The organism is Kordiimonas laminariae (genome assembly GCF_023008165.1).
GTDB classification, from domain to species: Bacteria; Pseudomonadota; Alphaproteobacteria; order Sphingomonadales; family Kordiimonadaceae; genus Kordiimonas; species Kordiimonas laminariae.
Window position 1 is genome coordinate 32478 of record NZ_JAKQZA010000004.1, and the last position, 18967, is coordinate 51444.

The window sequence follows — 18967 nt, forward strand, 5'->3', positions numbered from 1 at the left end:
AAAAATCCCCCACAAAATATGCGAGGGATTGTAGTCAGCTAAGTTTTAGAAAGCTATCTTAAACCTGAAAAACTGGGTGGCTTTTTGCTATATCTTCCGCTTCAGGTTGTGGTGCATCAGTTGGCATAGCCTCATAAGGTAGCGAATTACCTTTTGGACGTTCTTCAACCGTCTCCATTTTCATAGGTTGGGTCTCGAGCCCAAAGATTTCATCAAAGATTTCTTTAATCACAACATCGAAATCATCCATGGTGATAGGCAGGCCTAAATCAGCCATGCTGGTAACGCCGTGTTCTGAAATGCCACACGGAACAATACCTTGGAAATGGCTGAGGTCGGGCTCGATGTTTACAGCAATGCCGTGATATGTCACCCAGCGCTTAACTCGCACGCCGATAGCGCCGATCTTATCTTCTTTACCAGCGCCGCGTTCTACCCAAACGCCAACGCGGCCATCACGGCGTTCGGCTGTTACGCCGAATTTTGCGAGGGACTGGATCATCACTTCTTCGAGACTGTAAACAAATTTGCGAACGTCACGTCCACGTTTTGTAAGGTCTAGAAGGAAGTAAACGACACGCTGCCCAGGGCCGTGGTATGTATATTCGCCGCCTCTGCCGGCATCATAAACAGGGAAGCGGTCAGGATCGATCAAATCAGAAGGATCAGCGCTGGTGCCCGCTGTGTAAAGCGGTGGGTGCTCCAGAAGCCACACCATCTCTGGCGCTTCGCCCGCACGAATCGCTTTCACACGCTCTTCCATTTCTTCCAGAGCTTGCGGGTATTCAATTAGTTCGTCACTAATACGCCATTCAAGTGTGTGCGGCATGTTCTATACTCCTGTAACCAGCAAGCGCTTAATACTGCTTTTGTAATATAAAGCCAAGATATAAGCGCATGTGGAAGATTCTTGAAGTGAAGCAAGCTTTTAGTTAATTGTTTAATAACGGCTCCTGTGCAACATTGCAGGAGAAAAGAGGTATTTATGAATCATCATGCTGCAAATCGAGTCTCGGTAGATATCACGGTGGTGCTTGGGCGCACCCACATGCCTATTCGTCAACTCCTTAAAATGGGCCGTGGCGCAGTGATTGATCTAGACGCAAAGCATGAAGATGAGTGTTGGATTTATGCGAATGGTGAACTTATCGCACGTGGTGAGATTATCATTGTTGGTGAACGCATTGGGGTGACCGTTACCCGTATGATGAGCGAATTGCAGATTTAAGCTTCCTATTTCCAGTTGTTTGAAAAATGTAACATTTTTCTCTTGCCAGTTTCGATCTCACTTGTTAGATAAGCGCCGCGTTCCGCGGCCGTGGCGGAATTGGTAGACGCGCAGCGTTGAGGTCGCTGTGGGATTAAGTTCCCGTGGAAGTTCGAGTCTTCTCGGCCGCACCATTTATCTCTCGAGATAAATTGAAAAAAGAGCAATCACTTCATGTGGTTGCTCTTTTTTGTTTGGTTATTGCTACAGCCTAAAAAGATTTTGCGATGAACAGCCGGAAGTCGACATCGGATGTCGCATCGGTTAATCCGAATAAGGTACTTGCCTCCATTGACCAGCCATCACCTAGCTTTGCCGAAACCGCAGGCCCAACCGAATGGTTTTGATTTCTGAAGTCAGGGAAGTCCGCTGTTGAACCGTAGGTGTTAAAGGATTGAACCTGTAGGTTATAAATGGAGTTTACCTGATACCGAAGGCTAGAGCGTGTTTGAAGGAAAATGCCGTTGTTACGGTTGTCCCCAAATTGTAGTTGAGCCAAAACCAGAGCTCGCGCTGTCCATTTCTCGGAAAGAGGAATATCGCTTGTCCAGTTGAAACTCACTAGATTCGGACGGTCATCACCTAATAGTAAATCCACACGAAAAGCGGAATCGAAACCGTTGTCTTCACGGTTTAGAAATTGGTACTGGGCTTCAAACTGAACAAGGTCGAAATCGAAGTCACTGTTAAGAGTATCAGCGCCTTGGATAACTGCTCTAAGCCTCAAATTATCTGTAACAGTTTGCTGATAGTGAAAACGGCTTACTACACGTGATGGCCTGCCATCTGATTCCGGGGCAACTGCAACACGAAGCTCAGCGGCTTTACTGTCAGGTGTTACTTTGGGCCCGAATACACCGCCAACATTCTGAGCGGAAACTGGATCAGACATAGTCAAGAGGGCTAAGCTGATGAGTAATGTCGTGGTTATACGGAAGGAATGGAAAGCTAACATAAAATCCTGCTGCTCAGCTAACCGGAAAGGTTAAGCTGCTTTCTTATCTTTTACGGCTTAATGCCGCTGTTGAGTACGATTGTAGGTAAGCTACTTAATAGGAATTTCGATAGAAACACATAAACTTCCCTAATGCGTTTACAGCCTATTGAAACAGCGTTGCTGCCGTTGCCATAGCATCGTTTTTTCAGTTATGGAACAGGTATCAGGATAATTTGATTAGATTGGTTGGAAGGCCTCAAGAGGGCGGTCAGTTTGCTTGCCAGGTATTGGTTCTTCGCATGATTTAGTTGCCGCTAGAACAGGCACGGAAAAGAGCAACCCTCTCATGTAGCTGCTCTTCTTTTATTGATTTTAATTTGTTTCTGTAGCTGTTCTGGTTTGCGATACCTTGTATGCAAACACGAGTGGCCAGAGATAGTTGATAGAACCAAAGATGCGCTGTGTAAGACCTTGATATCCCTCAGGGTCAAACCCGTTCAGCGCCAACCAGAGATAAAGCATGGCTGACAAGCTAACAAAAACTGTAATACCGTGCAGTTTGTTTCTTATCTCACTATCTTGAATATCGAGTAAGCATAGAGCTGGGGCAAGAATACTGAAAATACCAATGATATAAAGCCCATGCATGGGCCCCCCCATTGGCCAAATGCCATTTGCGATCATGGAAATACCAAATATGATCCAACACAGACTACCAGCGGAAAAAGCGCGCTGAGAAAATTTCCAAACACCTATACCAAACAAAATAAGAGCTGCGCCTGATGATAACGCTGCAATATTGGCAATAAAATGCGCTGTATTATCCTGCAGTGTCATTACACTTACATGCGAGGAAATGGGGTTATAATCCACAGCAAAAAAGCCTGCGATGGTAGACAAGATAAGCCAAGCGGGCAGTGGAATGTATCCTGCCTTGACCAGCTGGTTTGTTGTCGAAGTGTTCATATAGCCTCCCCATTCAGCCTGTTATAGCTGCAGGCTGTTTCCCTTAATAAACTAAAGATGAGACTAGATGTGATCTAATGGTTTGTGAAGCACTCTTTTAGCGTGTGATCATATACCAACGACAAAAGAAACATTAGTGGTGCCAGAACCGCCAACATTATAAGTGGCAAATGTGGTGGCACCGCCAATTTGCATATCACCAGCTTGGCCACTTGTTTGCTTGTAGGCATCAAGCAACATGCGAACGCCCGTTGCACCTACTGGATGGCCAAGGCCAATAAGGCCGCCAGATGGATTCATAGGAAGCGTTCCTGCACGCTCTAATTTGCCTTCTTCAATAGCTTTCCAAGCCTCACCGGGGGCTGTAATACCAAAATGCTCAATCGCCATATATTCGGTAATGGTAAAACAGTCGTGGGTTTCAATGCCGTCTAGCGCGTCATGACCTGAAATGCCAGCTCGCTTGTATGCGTCCGTAATGGCTTTTCTAGTCCATGGTAGAATGTGCCCATCTGATCCCTTGGAAGCAGCAAATTTTGTCGCAAGCTCCATTGGTGCGGTGGTGTGGCCCCAGCCTTTTAGGCGAGGTATGGCTTCTAACGGAATGCCTCGTTTATTCGCATAGTCTTGTGCTTTGTTTTCTGTCGCTAAAAATACAACAGCAGCACCGTCTGTCACTTGTCCGCAGTCATGGCGTCTCATCCATCCTTCCACCACTGGGTTGGCATTGTCATCGGTTAAGAAACTCTCTTCTGTGAAGCTCCAGTTACGACTTTGGGCATTGGGGTTTTGTTTCCCATTATCGAAATTCTTTTTTGCAATGGCGGCTAAGTGTTCGCGTTTCAGGCCATATCTTTCTTCATATGTTTCTGCGAGGTCGGAGAACAGGGATGGCCACACATAGGTACGTCCGTCAGTTTCCTTGCCGGCCCACGCGGCAGTGCCCAAGTGATTTGCAGCAATATTGCCGGGTACATTTCGCATAAGTTCCACACCAAGCACGCAGGCAAGATCATATCGGCCTGCCTCCAGATCAGCCATAGCGGCCAATGTGGCCAGTGAGCCTGAGGCACAAGCTCCTTCATGTCGAGATGTTGGAAGGCCTGCAAAGTCAGCATGAATATGGCCCATAAAGCCGCCGAGCAGGCCTTGGCTGGCGAACAATTCACCAACAAAGTTACCAACATGAATGACTTCTACATCTTTTGCATCCAAGGCTGTTTTCTCAAGCCCAGTGAGAACACAGTTTTGCATTAATTCAAAAATACCGAAGCCCTCGCGCGCCCAATTTCTTGAAAAATCAGTCATTTCCCCGCCGAGGATAAAGATGTCTTTAGCCATAATTCATGCTTTCTGTTGAAAGTTACTTGCATAACAATACTTACTGGTTCATACATTTGTCAATTATCCTTTAATGATGAGGGGAGGAAACACATGGCAGTGGAACTTGTTAAAGAGTATGAAAGCTCGATCAAAGAGAATGATCACCCATATATGAATGGGCCATGGGCGCCTGTGCATAAGGAATATAACATCACCGATATGGAAGTGATTGGGGAAATTCCGGCAGATATTGATGGTGTTTATCTTCGTAATTCTGAAAACCCTGTGCATCAGCCACTAGGTCGTTATCATCCATTTGATGCCGACGGCATGCTCCATATGATGAGCTTTAAAGATGGCAAAGCAGAATACCGTAACCGCTTCATCCAAACCCGTGGTTTTAGGGCCGAACAGGAAGCTGGTGAAAGTCTTTGGGCTGGATGGACAGCATATCCGGTGAAATCCAAACGTATTGGTGAATGCGCGCAAGACGGGCTAAAAGATGCATCCTCAACTGATGTGGTGGTACATGCGGGCAAGGTGATGACAACTCATTTTCAGTGTGGTGAAGGTTACAGGCTTGATCCATACACGCTTGATCAGCTTGGTATTGAAAGCTGGACACCGATTGAAGGAATTTCAGCGCACACTAAGGTGGATGAAAACACTGGCGAGATGATGTTCTTCAACTATGGAAAATATCCGCCATATCTGCACTATGGTGTTGTGGGCGCTGATAATAAGCTGAAGCATTATATCCCTGTGGAAATTAATCGCCCAAGCTTGCCGCATGATATGGCCTTCTCCGAAAATTATTCGATCCTCAATGATTTCCCGATGGCCTGGATACCTGAAATGATTGAACAGGATATTTTCATGCCGCGCTATGAGGCGGATAAGCCTTCTCGTTTTGGTATTCTGCCACGTTACGGTAATCCAGAAGACGTTAAGTGGTTTGAGGCAAAGCCAACATATGTTCTTCACTGGCTTAATGCATACGAGGAAGGTGATGAGATCATCCTCGATGGCTATTTCCAGGGCAACCCAATGCCTGAACCACTGAAGGACCAACCAAAGCGCTATGCAATGATGATGGCACTTGTTGATCTTAATTCCTTGCAGGCGCGCCTTCACCGTTGGCGCTTTAACCTGAAAACAGGTGAGACAATCGAAGAAGATCTCGATGATGAAGTCCTTGAATTCGGTATGTTCAACCAGAAATATGCCGGTAAGAAGTATCGCTATGCATATAGCGCCAAACCAAAGAAGGGGATGTTCCTCTTTGAAGGGCTTGTAAAGCATGATCTTGAAACGGGCGAGAAGCAAACCTGCATGTTTGGTGAAGAACGCTATGGCAGTGAAGCACCATTTGTGCCGCGCATTGGTTCCAAATCAGAAGATGATGGCTATCTGGTTTCTTTCATCACAGATATGAAAGAGAACCGCTCTGAATGCGTGCTAATTGATGCGCAGAATATTGAAGCAGGGCCTGTATGCCGGATTATTCTTCCGCACCATATTTCAAGTGGTACACATGCTACATGGGCGAACGGGGAAGATATCCGCGCAGCGGAGTAATTTTCTCTGAGCTAATAAAAAAGGCTGGGGCAGTTTCCTGCTCCAGCCTTTTTTGTATCTGTAATATCCGTTAAGCGCTCTTACGCGGTGGCATTGGAATGAAGCCACTTGTTGAAGCTTTGTAGGCTTCATACTCGGGATATTTCTTCGACATATGGCGCTCAGTTAAGGCTTTGCCGCTTACTTTCACAAGGAAGAAGGTCATCACCAGCGGGCTGAATACGGTGTAGATGCCGTACGGAGAAGAGAGCGCGATGATGGTCAGGCCAATCCATACCATTGCGTCGCCGAAATAGTTTGGATGACGTGTCCATGACCACAAGCCTTGTGTCATTAGTTTGCCTTGGTTTTCAGGGTCTTTTTTGAAAGTTGTAAGCTGGTGGTCTCCAACTGCTTCGAAGAAAATGCCGATAAACCAAATTGTAGTGCCGATATAACCGAACATTGTAATTTCATTGCCTTCAAGGCCAAGCATGCCGAATTGAGCAGGGAAGGAAATCAGCCACGACAGAACACACTGCATGCCGAAAACAAACCAGAGGCTTTTAATAATGAATGGCCCGTCGCCACCGGCTTGCTGGCGCATTCTCACATAGCGGTAATCTTCACCGTGAGGCAGGTTTCGTTTACCAAGATACAGGCCCAATCTTAAAGCCCAAATGCTCACCAGCGTTACCAACAGTAGCTGCATGGGATGACCATTTGAATGGTTTACGTAAGTAACAACACCGGGTAGTGCACAGGCTGGGCCCCAAAGAATATCTACGATGCTGGCATCTTTTTTAAAAATACTGATGACCCAGAATGCCAGAAAAACTAGGGCTGAAATGCCGAGGCTTTCAAGCGCGATTGATGTAAGCTGATCTGACATTTTAAATCCTTTCAATAATCATGGCCGAGCCTAAGCCAGCTGCGCCCGAAATAGCAACCATGCCCATAGTTTTGTCTTGGCGTTCGAGCTCATCGAGTAGTGTACAGAGGAGGATGCCTCCTGTTGCCCCCATAGGATGCCCCAGAGCAATAGCGCCGCCATTTACGTTTAATTTATCTCTGCTAATCCCAAGTTCCTGCATAAAGAGAAGGCATACCGCTGCATACGCTTCATTAAACTCAAACAGATCAATATCGTTGGCTGACATGTCAGCTTTTTTCAGGCAATCCTTTGCAGCTTCAATGCCACCGGTGAGAGAAAGAAGAGGATCGCCGCTTAGGTTGGAAACTGCTTTAATCTGGGCGCGAGGTTTAAGTCCGGCAGCTTCTCCCGCATCAGCAGAACCAAGCAGGATTAAGGAAGCAGCATCAGCGAGAGCAGGCGCTGACCCTACATGATGAATGTGGTTTACTTCATCATATTCCGGGTATGTATGCAGGAATGTTTTATCTGCGGTTGATGAGTTCATGATATCTACGAGGCTATCAAAGCTCGCCAGTTTTTCAGTGGTGGTGTTGGGCCTTGCCGTTTCATCACGAGCAAAATGACCATCATCAGTGCTTATAGATATGATTGAACGCTCAAAACGGTTTTCCGTTTCAGCGATGCCTGCGCGTTTTTGAGATTCCTCGGCGTAGGTATCGGCTTCATCGCGTGTAATACCTGTTTTTGTTGCTACAAAATCAGCCGCTGACCAGAGCGGAGAAAAGGAGCAGGCTTGCATAGTTGCTGGATCACTGTAGTAGGGCCCCGCGTCGGAAAAAGGCGCAACCCGGGACATGCTTTCAACACCACCTGCAAGCAATAACTTATCTAAAGTTGGCGCTTTGAGAGCTGCTATCTGGCACGCATCAAGGCCGGAACAGCAAAAATTATTTACTGTCAGCGCAGCGACGTCAGACGGGAGATTTGAGGAAAGAGCTAAGGCTCGGGCAATATTCCCGCCTTGTTCGCCAGTTTGCGTGACACAGCCCAGGATAAGGTCTGATATCTGTAGTTTATCTGTATGTCTCGTTTTGAGTGCATCAAGTAAAGTTTGCCCTAATTCTATGGGCTTGGTTTTTGTCAGGGCGCCACCGGGTTTTACAGCACCGCGCCCAGTTCGGACACCATCATAAATATACGCATTCACTTAAATCTGCTCCCCTCAGTATTTTAAGTAACTTTCATAACAATACTTACTATTCTCGTTAGAAGTCAAATAGAACTGTGCCCGACGTGGACAAGGGCCCTTTTATCCATTAACAGATAAGGGAGAAGATGACTCTATGAGCCAGATATTTAATGAGCAAAACCAAGCAAGAAACCACTGGTGCTATTGAACGTGCGATTGATGCTCTATGCGATACGCCCACCTTACTTTTGCTCGAAGGAGCTTGGCTTGGTGTAAAACGGTTCGATGAATTTCAGCAAAAAACTGGCCTTATGAAAGCCATGGTCAGCAGCCGCCTTAAAAAGATGGTTGAGATTGGTGTGCTTTATAAATCAGCCTACTGTGAAAAGCCGCCAAGATATGAGTATTTATTCACTGAGATGGGGCTTGATCTATTTCCTGTCGCAATGATGATGTTGGACTGGGAACAGACATGGTCTGATCAAGAAGGGCGCATTCAAGTATCCCTTTCCCATAGCACTTGCGAGGCAGGAAATGTAAAGCCCGTTTGTAGCTGTGCCGAATGTAATACTGAGGTTCGTATTCAGGATGTGGAGCATATCATTCATGCAGAAAGTGGTGCAGCTATCGGCGGTTACAGTAAACGGCGCAGGCAGGCGGGACTGGATAGAAAATCTACCGTTCTTTTTGATGAAATATCAGAAATATTTGGAGATCGTTGGCTCAGTCTCTTGATCCGTGCGGCATTCTTAGGAAGTAAACGATATGATACCTTCCTTGAAATGACGGGTATTTCTTCGAACATATTGGTGAGCCGGCTTAACCTTGGTATTGAAAAAGGTTTGTTTGTAAAACGGGCATACCAGAGCAATCCAAAGCGTTTTGAATATCTGTTGACTGAGAAAACATATGCTCTCTACCCTATATTGCTTTTTCTTGTGAAATGGGGGGATCGCTGGTTTGGGGAAAGTGCTAAAAATTCTGTGGAACTTGTTCACAAAACATGTTCAGAAAAGCTAGCGCCCCAAATTTCCTGTAGCCATTGCGGTAAAGAGATGACAGTTTTTAATACCAGTTTTAAAGTGGCGGAACCCGAGAGTTAATCATGTATTATTGTTTCTGTTCTAAGTTTTAGAAGGAACAAGAAATTAGTTTATTTGATGTAAAAGTTTACAGTTGCAAACGTTGGGGCGACCCAATAAGAGATTTGCAATACACGGCGGTTTATCTTTTCCGCGCATGCAGAGCTTTATAATTTAGATTTAGTATCTTTTGAGGGAGGGCAGACATGGTTCTTGAAGAACAGACACCAGAAATTAAAGACCCTCAAAATAATGATGCCGAAGCCCAGCACCATGAAGTGCAAACTGATGTGCATATGGATAGGGATTTTGTTCAAACCCTTCAATATGCTCTCAGAAAAGATGATGAAACCAAGATTCTGGAGCTTTTAGAAGAAGTTCATGCAGCTGATGTAGCTGATATTCTGGAGGTTTTATCGTCTGGTCAGCGTACAAAGCTTATTGCCCTTATCGGTGCTAATTTCCCTGCTGAGGTACTTTCAGAGATTGAAGGTGAAGCACAGGATGATCTCTACGAGCAGCTCCCCAATGAACAAATTGCGGAAGCGGTTACCGAGATGGAAACCGATGATGCGGTTTACGTTCTCGAAGAGCTGGATGAAGAAGACCGTGCTGAAGTTCTTGAGCAGCTTCCCACTGATGACCGGGTCGCGATTGAAGAAAGCCTAAGCTACCCCGAGGATTCTGCTGGTCGTCTGATGCAGCGAGACCTGTTCGCGATCCCTGAGTTTTGGACAGTTGGGCAAACCATTGATTACCTGCGCTCCGATAGCGAAGATATCCCTGATGATTTCTATGATGTTTTCATTGTTGATCCAATGCATAAGCCGATTGGTTCACTGCCGCTTTCTCGTATATTGCGTACAGCACGTGAAACAGCAATCGCGGATATCATGCGCCGGGACATCTTTAAGATTGATGCGGTAGCCGATCAGGAAGAAGTAGCATATCAGTTCAGTAAATATCATCTTATCTCTGCAAGCGTTGTGGATGATGCCGGGCGGCTTGTTGGTGTGATCACTGTGGATGATGTTGTTGACGTAATTGGTGAAGAAGCTGAGGAAGATATTCTTGCTCTCGGTGGTGTAAGAGACGAATCTGGCCTTAATGAAAGCTTTATAGAGATCACTCGTGGTCGATTTACCTGGCTGTTTGTAAATTTGCTGACCGCAATCCTTGCTTCTGCTGTGATCGGTATGTTTGAAGCTACGATTGAACAGATGGTGGCACTGGCAGTGCTCATGCCAATAGTAGCATCTATGGGCGGTAATGCAGGCACACAGACTATGACTGTATCCGTGCGCGCGATTGCCACCAAGGAACTTTCCTCATCAAATGCACTGCGGGTGCTGGTTCGGGAGTTTACAGCTGCAGGTGTGAACGGAACAGTGCTTGCCATAGTTTCTGGTTTGGTAGCGTGGTTTTGGTTTGATAGCTTGATGCTTGGCGGTGTATTTGCTGCAGCTATGATTTTCAATATGGTGGTTGCAGGGCTTTGCGGGCTTTTAATCCCGATGGGGCTCTATAAAATGGAGATTGATCCAGCAATTTCATCAAGCGTTTTTGTAACGACAATTACGGATGTTGTTGGTTTCTTTGCATTTTTGGGAATGGCAGCTCTCTTCCTGCTGTAGAGCGCTGGTTAGGACACATACGTGAACAAGGGCACCGTTTTACTGGTTGATGATGAACTGATTGTTTTGCAGTTGCAGGCAGCAGCTGTGCGCCATTTTGGTTTTGAAGCCATTATGGCAGATACAGCAGAAGAAGGACTGCATCTGGCTGGGAAACACAACCCATCTTTGATTATCAGTGATGTCCAAATGCCCGGTGAGGGTGGTTTTGATTTCGTAAATGGCCTAAGGCGGCGCGGCATTAAAACCATGCCTGTTATGTATCTTACTGGCTACGATGACATTATTACTGTGCGTGATGGGCTGAAAGCCGGCGGGGATGATTTTATTATCAAAGGCGGCCCTGTTGAAAACCTCCGCAAGCGCATTGCCTTCTGGATGACAAGTGGGTTTGTTGGCTTGCCAGATGAACTAAGAAGGCGTGCAATTGACGCTGTGTCTCTAGATAACTGTGAGGGATTTTCCGGTATAGAGAACTATTTTGCCGGTGATGATTTCCTTGTAGAACGGGCTACATCTCAAATGAGAGAAGAGGTGAGTTCACTGCCTGAAAATTATGGTTTCCGGATGATCGAACGTGTGTTTTTCATGGCGCGTCTTTCTCACATTGTTATCACCCAGTGTAGCGGATTTGGGGACCTTGTTCGTTTCCCTGAAGCGCTGGACCGTATTACAAGAATGCTTGATATGCCTTGGTCTAAGGATATGTCAGCCCTGTATAGTGAGTATGAATACTGGACGCAGGATATTCGGTTTGTAAAAGCTGGCGCTGAACCGCTTAAACCGTTTCAGGATTATCAGTGGCCTAATATCTGAATTCTGTTCGCCGAACTGCTATACCATCTCAGCTCAAAAATATTCCCTTTTGAAATCAAATCTTTAAAGCATATGTTGTGGCAATATATGCATAAGATCAGGTTAGCTATATTTCAGGGGGATATTTTGAATAATTTAATGAAGACAGTAGCCATAGGGGCTGTGATGGCTTTTTCTTTCGCTGTAGAGGCAGAAGAAAAAGTGGATTTGGATATTGTTTCTAAAATCCGGACAGAAGGCTTCGCAAATTCACAAGTTGAGAGCATCCTTCAACATTTGACCGATGATATTGGGCCGCGCCTTACTGGCACGCCAGCAATGTTGGAGGCTAACAATTGGACCAAAGAAAAGCTGGAGGAATGGGGTTTAAAGAACGCTAAGCTCGAAGGGTTTGAATTTGGTCCAGGCTGGACAATGGAAGGCGTTCAGGTGTTTATGACTGAGCCGCGTAAAACTCAGCTTTATGCCATGCCTATCAGCTGGCATCCGGGTACAGAGGGTGTGCTGGAAGCCGATGTGATATATGCGCCTATCCGTTCCAAGAAGGATTTTGAAAAATATAAAGGCAAGCTTGAAGGCAAGCTGGTAATGGTGGACCGGGTTCGTGATCAACGTGAACCAACCAATAAAGTATTCCGGCGACATGATAAAAAAGGTCTTGCTAAAATACAGAAGTTTGACACTGACATTGGCGGTAATGAGATTGATGGCTGGGTAAGCTATAAAAGCTTTTTCTATGAATTAGGTATGTTCCTGGAAGCAGAAGGCGCTGCGGGAATTATTCGTCGTTCACCGCGCACAGGTATGCTTATTGAAGCATCTGGCTACCGTCACCTTGAAGGGTTAACGGCAAAAATCCCGGGCGTTCGTTTAGCTGCGGAACATTATGCCCGTGCCGTTCGTCTTCTGGGTGAAGGAGAAGAAGTGAAAATGAGCCTTGATGTGGATGCAACTTTTCACACAGGCGATATGAATAGCTATTCCACTATTGCTGAAATCCCGGGGAAGGGTAGAAAGCCTGAGGTTGTTTTAGCTGGGGCACACCTTGATAGCTGGTTTGTCGGTGATGGTGCGGTGGATAACGGTGCAGGTGTTGCTGTTGTAATGGAAGCTGTTCGTATCCTGAAAGCTATTGGTGTTGAACCAAAACGCACTATCCGTGTAGGCCTTTGGGGCGGCGAAGAGCAGGGGTATTATGGTTCTCAGCAATATGTGATGGATCATTTGGCTTCACGCCCGGAAAATACGGCTGAGCGTCTGAAATATATGGCGCCATATGAAAAACACTACCGCCAGTTCCCGATTAGCAAGAAGCCGGAGTTTGATAAATTTTCAGCTTATTTCAATCTGGATAATGGTTCGGGTAAAATACGTGGTGTGTATGCGGAAGGTAACTCAGCAGCGGCTTCCGTTTTCAAGAAATGGTTGAAACCATTCCATGATCTAGGTGCTAATACAGTAACGTTAAATTCAACAGGCGGCACAGATCATGAAGTGTTTGATGATATTGGCTTGCCAGGCTTTCAGTTTATTCAGGATCCATTAGATTATGGCTCGAGGCTTCATCACAGCCAGCTTGATGTGTTTGACCACGCTTATATAGAAGATCTGAAGCAAGCATCAGTAATTATGGCGAGTTTTCTATACAACGCCGCTATGCGTGATGAAAAAATGCCGCGCAAGCCGATGCCGCACGCAGAGAAATAGAATTGTGGAAAGAGCTTTAAGGCGCTAAGGCGCCTTAATCGCCATATTATCCAGAAGCCGGATGTCACCCAGCCGCGCAACAGAAACCACTCTGGCTTCTTCGGTAATTTCATGAATTTCATGCAGTGTATCTTTGTGAACAATTGATACGTAATCTACAGCAGTGAACCCGGCTTTAAGTAAGGCATCAGAAGCCTCACCTTCCAAGACTCGTAAATCCTCGCCAGCTTCTGCCTTAGAAACGAGTTCTTTCAGTATCACATTGAAAGTGCCAGCAATCCTGCGTTCTTTTTCGCTTAGGTAAGCGTTGCGGGATGAAGCCGCCAAACCATCACTTTCCCTAATAAGCTTGCCACCAAGAATTTGAACAGGAATATCCAGATCACGTGTGAACTGCCGTATAACAGCCAACTGCTGATAATCTTTTTCCCCGAAGATTGCTACATCCGGTTGGCACTGCATAAAAAGTTTTGAAACGATTGTCGCAACACCATCAAAGTGACCAATTCGGTTGGCTCCCTCTAGGATCTCACTAAGACCATCAAGAGTAACGCGTGTTGTGTGCCCATCTGGGTACATCTCTTCAACGGAAGGAGCGAACACAATGCTTGCCGGGGTGGCTGCTAATTTTTCGCGGTCAGCTGCTTCTTGTCTAGGGTATTGATCTAAATCTTCATGCGCGCCAAACTGAGTTGGGTTTACGAAGATGGAGACGACAATGCGGTCAGAATGTTCTGCAATAGCGTTTACCAATGAAAGGTGGCCATGATGGAGGGCTCCCATAGTGGGAACAAGGCCTACGCGTAGGCCTTCTTTTTTCCATTCAGTAACCAAGCTGCGGATTTCACTAATGGTGCGCACAACAGGTGTCATTTTAGGCATTTTAAGCTCTTATGAAGTAGAATTGGTGGCGAGAGCTGCGTTATCCAGCCCACCTAATTCATTGTAATTAATGATAGAAAGAAGATCATTTACATAATCCGTCCCGCGCTCTGAATATTCAAGAAGAGCAGGGGCAAGCGCAGCACCAGTAAGGATAAGAGAGTGTTCCCTGAGTTCAGCGCGTCGGCGACGCAGTTCTGCATAACTGGCATGCCTGTTTAAGTTGGTCATATAACTGCTTACACTATCCAGCAGGTAATTAAACTTTTTGATGCGGTGGGTTTTACCTTCTTCTCTGGCACCGGGTACGCAGCCATCATCGTTTTGGTCCCATGTCCACTGCCCGAAAAGAGCATTGCATTGCTGTGCGAACTTACTTGTACCCCAACCCGTTTCGATAGCAGCTTGAGCGATTGCGAGAGAAACCGGCACAACATCAATTTTGTAGAGAAGTGCATCAATCGATTGAACGGAAGGCATTTTATCAAGCTTTACGCGGTATTTTTTTGCTGTTTTTGCCAGCCAGTCATTTTCAGCACCGCTAAGATCATTTTTTTGCTCAATCTTATCTCTAAGCGTGAGAAGGCGACCTCTGTCCGCGATGATAAGCTCATTAGATCGGAGGATGATCGGCAACATGGCTGACATGAATAGCCGTTTTTTCTCATTCGCATTTGGAATGTTGGGCAGAATATCAGGAAGGCGCGTAAGGTATACGCGTGGTACATCTTCCATTTCATGCATATCTTTATCCAACAACTGAGAGAGCTTCGCAGTAAGCTCAGCCTTACCTTTTGGCGGATATTGGTGTGCCAGATAGTTTGGTTTATCTGGGACAAAAGCATCTTCTCTGGATACACTAAGCATGTGTCTCGCAATGCCGATTGGGATAAGGGCCAATAGCGCTGCAAAGAGCAAATATGCCATAAATATACGCAGTTTATTGCGCACGATCAGTGTATCTCCCTTACTATTTTTTCTATATAATGATCATATAGAATATAGCATTTGGCAAAATTATGGATGCACAACTATTAAAGCATCGTTACAAGTGATGTTTTGCACCATTTTAGTTCTGTGTAAAGGGAGGAGGCTTCATGCCCGATAGTGCGGCTCAAAATCAAGGTCCGGTAAACGGCAGGCCATATCTTATTGTTCTTGGTAATGAAAAGGGTGGTTCTGGTAAGTCTACAACGGCAATGCACGTTGTTATCGCCTTGCTGCGTGATGGATACCGGGTTGGTACAATTGATCTTGATGCGCGGCAAAAAAGCCTAACTCGCTATATCGAAAACCGACAGGCTTTTTGTAAAGAAACCGGACATACGTTGCCGATGCCGGAAGTTCGAGTGATTCCTCGATCTGAACATCGTTCTTCGGATGCGGCGGAAGCTGACGAAAAAGAACGATTTGAAGCTGCTTATATTGAGCTTGCGGATAAAGTGGATGTACTTGTTATCGATTGCCCAGGAAGTGATACATATCTGTCTCGTCTCGCGCATACCGCTGCTGATACACTTGTAACGCCTGTAAATGATAGTTTTGTTGATCTTGATTTACTTGCTCGTGTGGACCCGGATACCCACAAAGTGATTGGACCAAGCCTTTATGCTGAAATGGTATGGAAAGCGCGTCAGCGCCGTTCTATGGCTGATGGTGGTCAGATTGATTGGATTGTACTTAGAAACCGTGTTGGGTCACTACATGCGAAAAACAAAGAGCGCGTTGAAGGTGTTTTAAGCGAGCTAACTAAACGGATTGGTATTCGTTATATTCCGGGATTAGGTGAACGTGTGATTTACCGTGAGTTATTCCTGAAAGGCTTAACGCTGATGGACCTTAAGGATACAGGCGGTGTTGATGGGAAGGGGCTTTCAATGTCTCATGTTGCTGCTCGTCAGGAAGTCCGGAACCTGATTGATGGTTTGGCGCTTTCTTTCCGTGAAAATGCAGTTTCATGATTGCTTATCTCGGCATAGGTATCTTGCTCGCGGGCGCTCTTATGGTACTCTTGAATTGGTGGGCGAATACAGATGTGAAAACTGCTAAATCAGCGGTCCTTTGGGGGATTCTCCTTGTTTGTGGTTTGCTGGCTTTGCTTCTTATCGCTTCGGGTAAGGGCATTGCAGCCATTTTCCCCGTCGGGCTTGCGCTTTGGAAAAGCCTCCCTGTATTGAAGGGGCTATTAGGTGGTGGCCGAGGTCCAGATGGTGAGACGCAAGGAAACAGGCAGTCCAGCCTCACTATCAAAGAAGCCTATGATATCTTAGGGCTAAAACCCGGTGCAACTGATGAAGAGATACTGGCAGCTTACCGTAAGCTGATGGCCAAATGCCATCCGGATACAGGTGGGAATGATTGGATGGCTTCAAAACTCAATGAAGCAAAAGATATTTTGTTAAAATAAACGTGAAACTTTTTCTTTTAAGCTGCACTTAACAATCCAAACTATATAGTAGTACCATATTGTTTATTAGTGTTTGATTTGGCTTTGTTGGAAAAGTTTTGTTCAAATATTTTGTCATCTTTATAGGTGTAATTGCCACTGTCACCGTCACCGCAGTTAATGCTGAGGATCAGCCTGTCAGAATAGGCCTGCTGAGCAATGTACCACCTTATGTTCAAAGTAATCCAACCCGAGGGCTGGAGCCTGATCTCATTCGTGCGGTCTATGGGTACTTAAATAAGGATGTGAAGCTTCAGCATATTCCTATTCTCCGCATGGACTATATGCTCGAGGAAGGCAAAACGGACGGTATCGCGATATACAGGTCTGGCAAAGTTGCTTGTTTTGAAAGCGATATCTTTAATTTATGGCATGATGGCCTTTTGATACATCCGGATATGAAAGGCCGTGTAAATGGTTTGGATGACCTTGCAGACCTTTCTGTAGGTAGCTTCCCTAACGTGGATATTGTGTTGCCAGATGTAGCTCCCAAGTTACCAATTAACTCAGCTACATACGTAACATTACATGATAGTCGGCTCGTTTATGATATGTTCAAAAGTGGCCGGCTGGATGCTTATGTTGGGGATTATTGGGTTCTTGAAAGTATCCACAAAAATCAACTGAAAAAGCCTGAATTGAAACCCTTTCATCTTGTAAAAACTTTTACGCCTACGGAGCGTAGAGTGTGCTTTGGTAATATGCAAAATAGAGATGAATTCAATAAAGGACTTAGGGCTATTAAGCGCTCCAAAGAATATGATGCCATCCAATTGAAATATAAACCTGAATAATTAAGCCTATCTGCTTAATTCAGGCGTTGATTTTTTCTGTCAGCCCTGACAATTTGGGCTATTAATTTAATTATTGAGGCTATCATGACCGCACATACTTTTCATTCAACTGTTCTTCGTGAATATGATATTCGTGGTATTGTTGGAGAAACCATCAGTACGGCTGATGCAAATGCCCTTGGTAAGGCATACGGTACGCAGGTTAAGCGTGAAGGCGGTAAAACAGTTTGTGTTGGTTTTGACGGTCGTATTTCTTCGCCAGATCTTTCAAATGCGCTTATCGAAGGGATCGCCAGTACAGGCGTGAATGTTCTAAATGTTGGCCTTGGTGGTACACCAATGCTTTACTATTCCGTATTTGAACTGGATACAGATGGCGGCATTATGGTGACAGGTTCCCATAACCCGCCAAATTATAATGGTTTTAAAATTATGAAGGGCAAGAAGCCTTGCTTTGGTGAGGCTATTCAAAGCCTTGGTCAAACCGCTGCTGCTGGTGACTTTGAAACAGGTAGTGGGTCGATTGAAGAAGTTGATATTTTTGACCGTTACATCGACCGCCTGATGCGCGATGTAGATATGCAAGATTTCAAAATTGCCTGGGACCCTGCGAATGGTTCAGCAGGTCCTGCTGTCGAGGCACTCGTAAAACGCTTGCCGGGTGAGCATATTGTTATCAATGCTGAAGTAGACGGTACATTCCCTAATCACCATGCGGACCCTACCGTGGAAAAGAATTTGCAGCAGTTGAAAGATGTTGTTGCTGCTGAGGGTTGTGATATGGGCCTTTCCTTTGATGGTGACGGTGACCGCATTGGTGCTGTAGATAGCCAGGGGCGCGTTGTATGGGGTGATCAGATGCTCGCTGTAATGGCTGGTGATCTGCTTAAAGAAATTCCTGGTGCACCAATCATTGCTGATGTTAAAGCTAGCCAAGCACTGTTTGACCGTATCGCAGAACTTGGTGGTGAACCTGTCATGTGGAAAACAGGGCATTCGCTGATTAAATCGAAAATGGTAGAGCTTGAAGCGCCGCTTGCTGGTGAAATGTCAGGTCATATTTTTTATAAGCATAAATTCTATGGTCACGATGATGCCATATACGCTGGCATTCGTTTTCTGAATGCGGTTTCAAAGCAGGGCGGTGATCTAGATGCCCTTAAGGATGGTTTGCCTGCCGCCATTAATACACCTGAACTTCGTTTCGACTGTGATGAAACTCGTAAATTTGAAGTGGTAAAAGAAGTGAAAGCACGGCTTGAAGAAGCTGGTGCTAATATGTCTACAGTGGATGGTGTACGCGTGCAGACTGAAGACGGTTGGTGGCTCTTGAGGGCTTCTAATACACAAGCCGTTCTTGTGGCTCGCTGTGAAGCATTATCAGAAGAAGGGCTAGAGCGTTTGAAGGTTGCCCTTGTGGCTGCTCTTAAGGCTTCTGGTGTAGCTGCGCCAGCAGACCTGTAGAAAAAAATCAGAATTCACGACATGTT

The 18967-nt window shown here is 45.6% G+C and carries 17 protein-coding genes, 1 tRNA gene and 1 pseudogene; 11 read left to right on the top strand and 8 right to left on the bottom strand.

Annotated elements, in window-relative coordinates; genetic code table 11:
* Positions 1-199: 199 nt before the first annotated feature.
* Positions 200-829: pseudogene (lipB, locus tag MF542_RS08705) on the bottom strand (lipoyl(octanoyl) transferase LipB); the annotation flags it as partial.
* Between the two features lie 156 nt (positions 830-985).
* Here lipB and MF542_RS08710 point away from each other — a divergent pair.
* Complete coding sequence (locus MF542_RS08710; RefSeq protein WP_247018092.1) at positions 986-1228, top strand: FliM/FliN family flagellar motor switch protein; 243 nt, start codon at positions 986-988, stop codon at positions 1226-1228.
* Between the two features lie 84 nt (positions 1229-1312).
* Positions 1313-1401, top strand: a tRNA-Leu gene (locus MF542_RS08715).
* Between the two features lie 77 nt (positions 1402-1478).
* Here MF542_RS08715 and MF542_RS08720 read toward each other — a convergent pair.
* From MF542_RS08720 to MF542_RS08730, 3 genes are all read right to left on the bottom strand, one after another.
* A complete protein-coding gene (locus tag MF542_RS08720; RefSeq protein ID WP_247018094.1) occupies positions 1479-2222 on the bottom strand; it encodes a transporter in 744 nt (247 codons plus the stop codon).
* Positions 2223-2576: 354 nt separating this feature from the next.
* Complete coding sequence (locus MF542_RS08725; protein WP_247018102.1) at positions 2577-3170, bottom strand: DUF998 domain-containing protein; 594 nt, start codon at positions 3168-3170, stop codon at positions 2577-2579.
* Positions 3171-3278: 108 nt separating this feature from the next.
* Positions 3279-4511, bottom strand: coding sequence for an acetyl-CoA acetyltransferase (locus MF542_RS08730; RefSeq protein ID WP_247018104.1), 1233 nt, complete (start codon positions 4509-4511; stop codon positions 3279-3281).
* 93 nt (positions 4512-4604) lie between these two features.
* Here MF542_RS08730 and MF542_RS08735 point away from each other — a divergent pair, with 93 nt between their 5' ends.
* Positions 4605-6071 carry a carotenoid oxygenase family protein gene (locus MF542_RS08735; protein ID WP_247018106.1) on the top strand — a complete coding sequence of 489 codons (1467 nt, stop codon included), beginning with the start codon at positions 4605-4607 and terminating at the stop codon, positions 6069-6071.
* Positions 6072-6141: 70 nt separating this feature from the next.
* On the opposite strand, the gene MF542_RS08740 is transcribed toward MF542_RS08735, so the two are convergent.
* Positions 6142-6942, bottom strand: coding sequence for a DUF1295 domain-containing protein (locus MF542_RS08740; RefSeq protein WP_247018108.1), 801 nt, complete (start codon positions 6940-6942; stop codon positions 6142-6144).
* Position 6943: 1 nt separating this feature from the next.
* Positions 6944-8134: an acetyl-CoA C-acyltransferase gene (locus MF542_RS08745; protein ID WP_247018110.1), complete on the bottom strand. Its 1191-nt coding sequence runs from the start codon at positions 8132-8134 to the stop codon at positions 6944-6946.
* 152 nt (positions 8135-8286) lie between these two features.
* On the opposite strand from MF542_RS08745, the gene MF542_RS08750 reads away from it, so the two are divergent.
* The 4 genes from MF542_RS08750 (at position 8287) to MF542_RS08765 (ending at position 13355) form a co-directional block, all read left to right on the top strand.
* A complete protein-coding gene (locus tag MF542_RS08750; RefSeq protein ID WP_247018119.1) occupies positions 8287-9219 on the top strand; it encodes a winged helix-turn-helix transcriptional regulator in 933 nt (310 codons plus the stop codon).
* 185 nt (positions 9220-9404) lie between these two features.
* Positions 9405-10832 (top strand): magnesium transporter, encoded by a 1428-nt coding sequence (gene mgtE / locus MF542_RS08755; RefSeq protein ID WP_247018122.1) that lies wholly within the window; start codon positions 9405-9407, stop codon positions 10830-10832.
* A gap of 21 nt (positions 10833-10853) precedes the next feature.
* Positions 10854-11648, top strand: a complete 795-nt coding sequence (locus MF542_RS08760; RefSeq protein ID WP_247018124.1) for a response regulator — start codon at positions 10854-10856, stop codon at positions 11646-11648.
* A gap of 165 nt (positions 11649-11813) precedes the next feature.
* Entirely contained in the window at positions 11814-13355 is a 1542-nt protein-coding gene (locus MF542_RS08765; protein WP_247018125.1) for a M20/M25/M40 family metallo-hydrolase, read from the top strand.
* Between the two features lie 24 nt (positions 13356-13379).
* On the opposite strand, the gene panC is transcribed toward MF542_RS08765, so the two are convergent.
* Positions 13380-14237: a pantoate--beta-alanine ligase gene (panC, locus tag MF542_RS08770; RefSeq protein ID WP_247018127.1), complete on the bottom strand. Its 858-nt coding sequence runs from the start codon at positions 14235-14237 to the stop codon at positions 13380-13382.
* A gap of 9 nt (positions 14238-14246) precedes the next feature.
* Positions 14247-15188, bottom strand: coding sequence for a glucosaminidase domain-containing protein (locus MF542_RS17795; protein ID WP_247018129.1), 942 nt, complete (start codon positions 15186-15188; stop codon positions 14247-14249).
* A 146-nt stretch (positions 15189-15334) separates the two neighbouring features.
* Between MF542_RS17795 and MF542_RS08780 the strand changes: the two genes are divergently transcribed.
* The 4 genes from MF542_RS08780 (at position 15335) to pgmG (ending at position 18941) form a co-directional block, all read left to right on the top strand.
* Positions 15335-16198, top strand: coding sequence for a division plane positioning ATPase MipZ (locus tag MF542_RS08780; protein WP_247018132.1), 864 nt, complete (start codon positions 15335-15337; stop codon positions 16196-16198).
* Positions 16195-16644, top strand: a complete 450-nt coding sequence (locus MF542_RS08785) for a J domain-containing protein (protein ID WP_247018133.1) — start codon at positions 16195-16197, stop codon at positions 16642-16644. Before MF542_RS08780 ends, MF542_RS08785 begins: the two co-directional genes overlap by 4 nt.
* A 98-nt stretch (positions 16645-16742) precedes the next feature.
* Entirely contained in the window at positions 16743-17477 is a 735-nt protein-coding gene (locus MF542_RS08790) for a substrate-binding periplasmic protein (protein ID WP_247018135.1), read from the top strand.
* Positions 17478-17561: 84 nt separating this feature from the next.
* Positions 17562-18941, top strand: coding sequence for a phosphoglucomutase/phosphomannomutase PgmG (gene pgmG / locus MF542_RS08795; RefSeq protein WP_247018137.1), 1380 nt, complete (start codon positions 17562-17564; stop codon positions 18939-18941).
* The last annotated feature ends 26 nt before the right edge of the window (positions 18942-18967 follow it).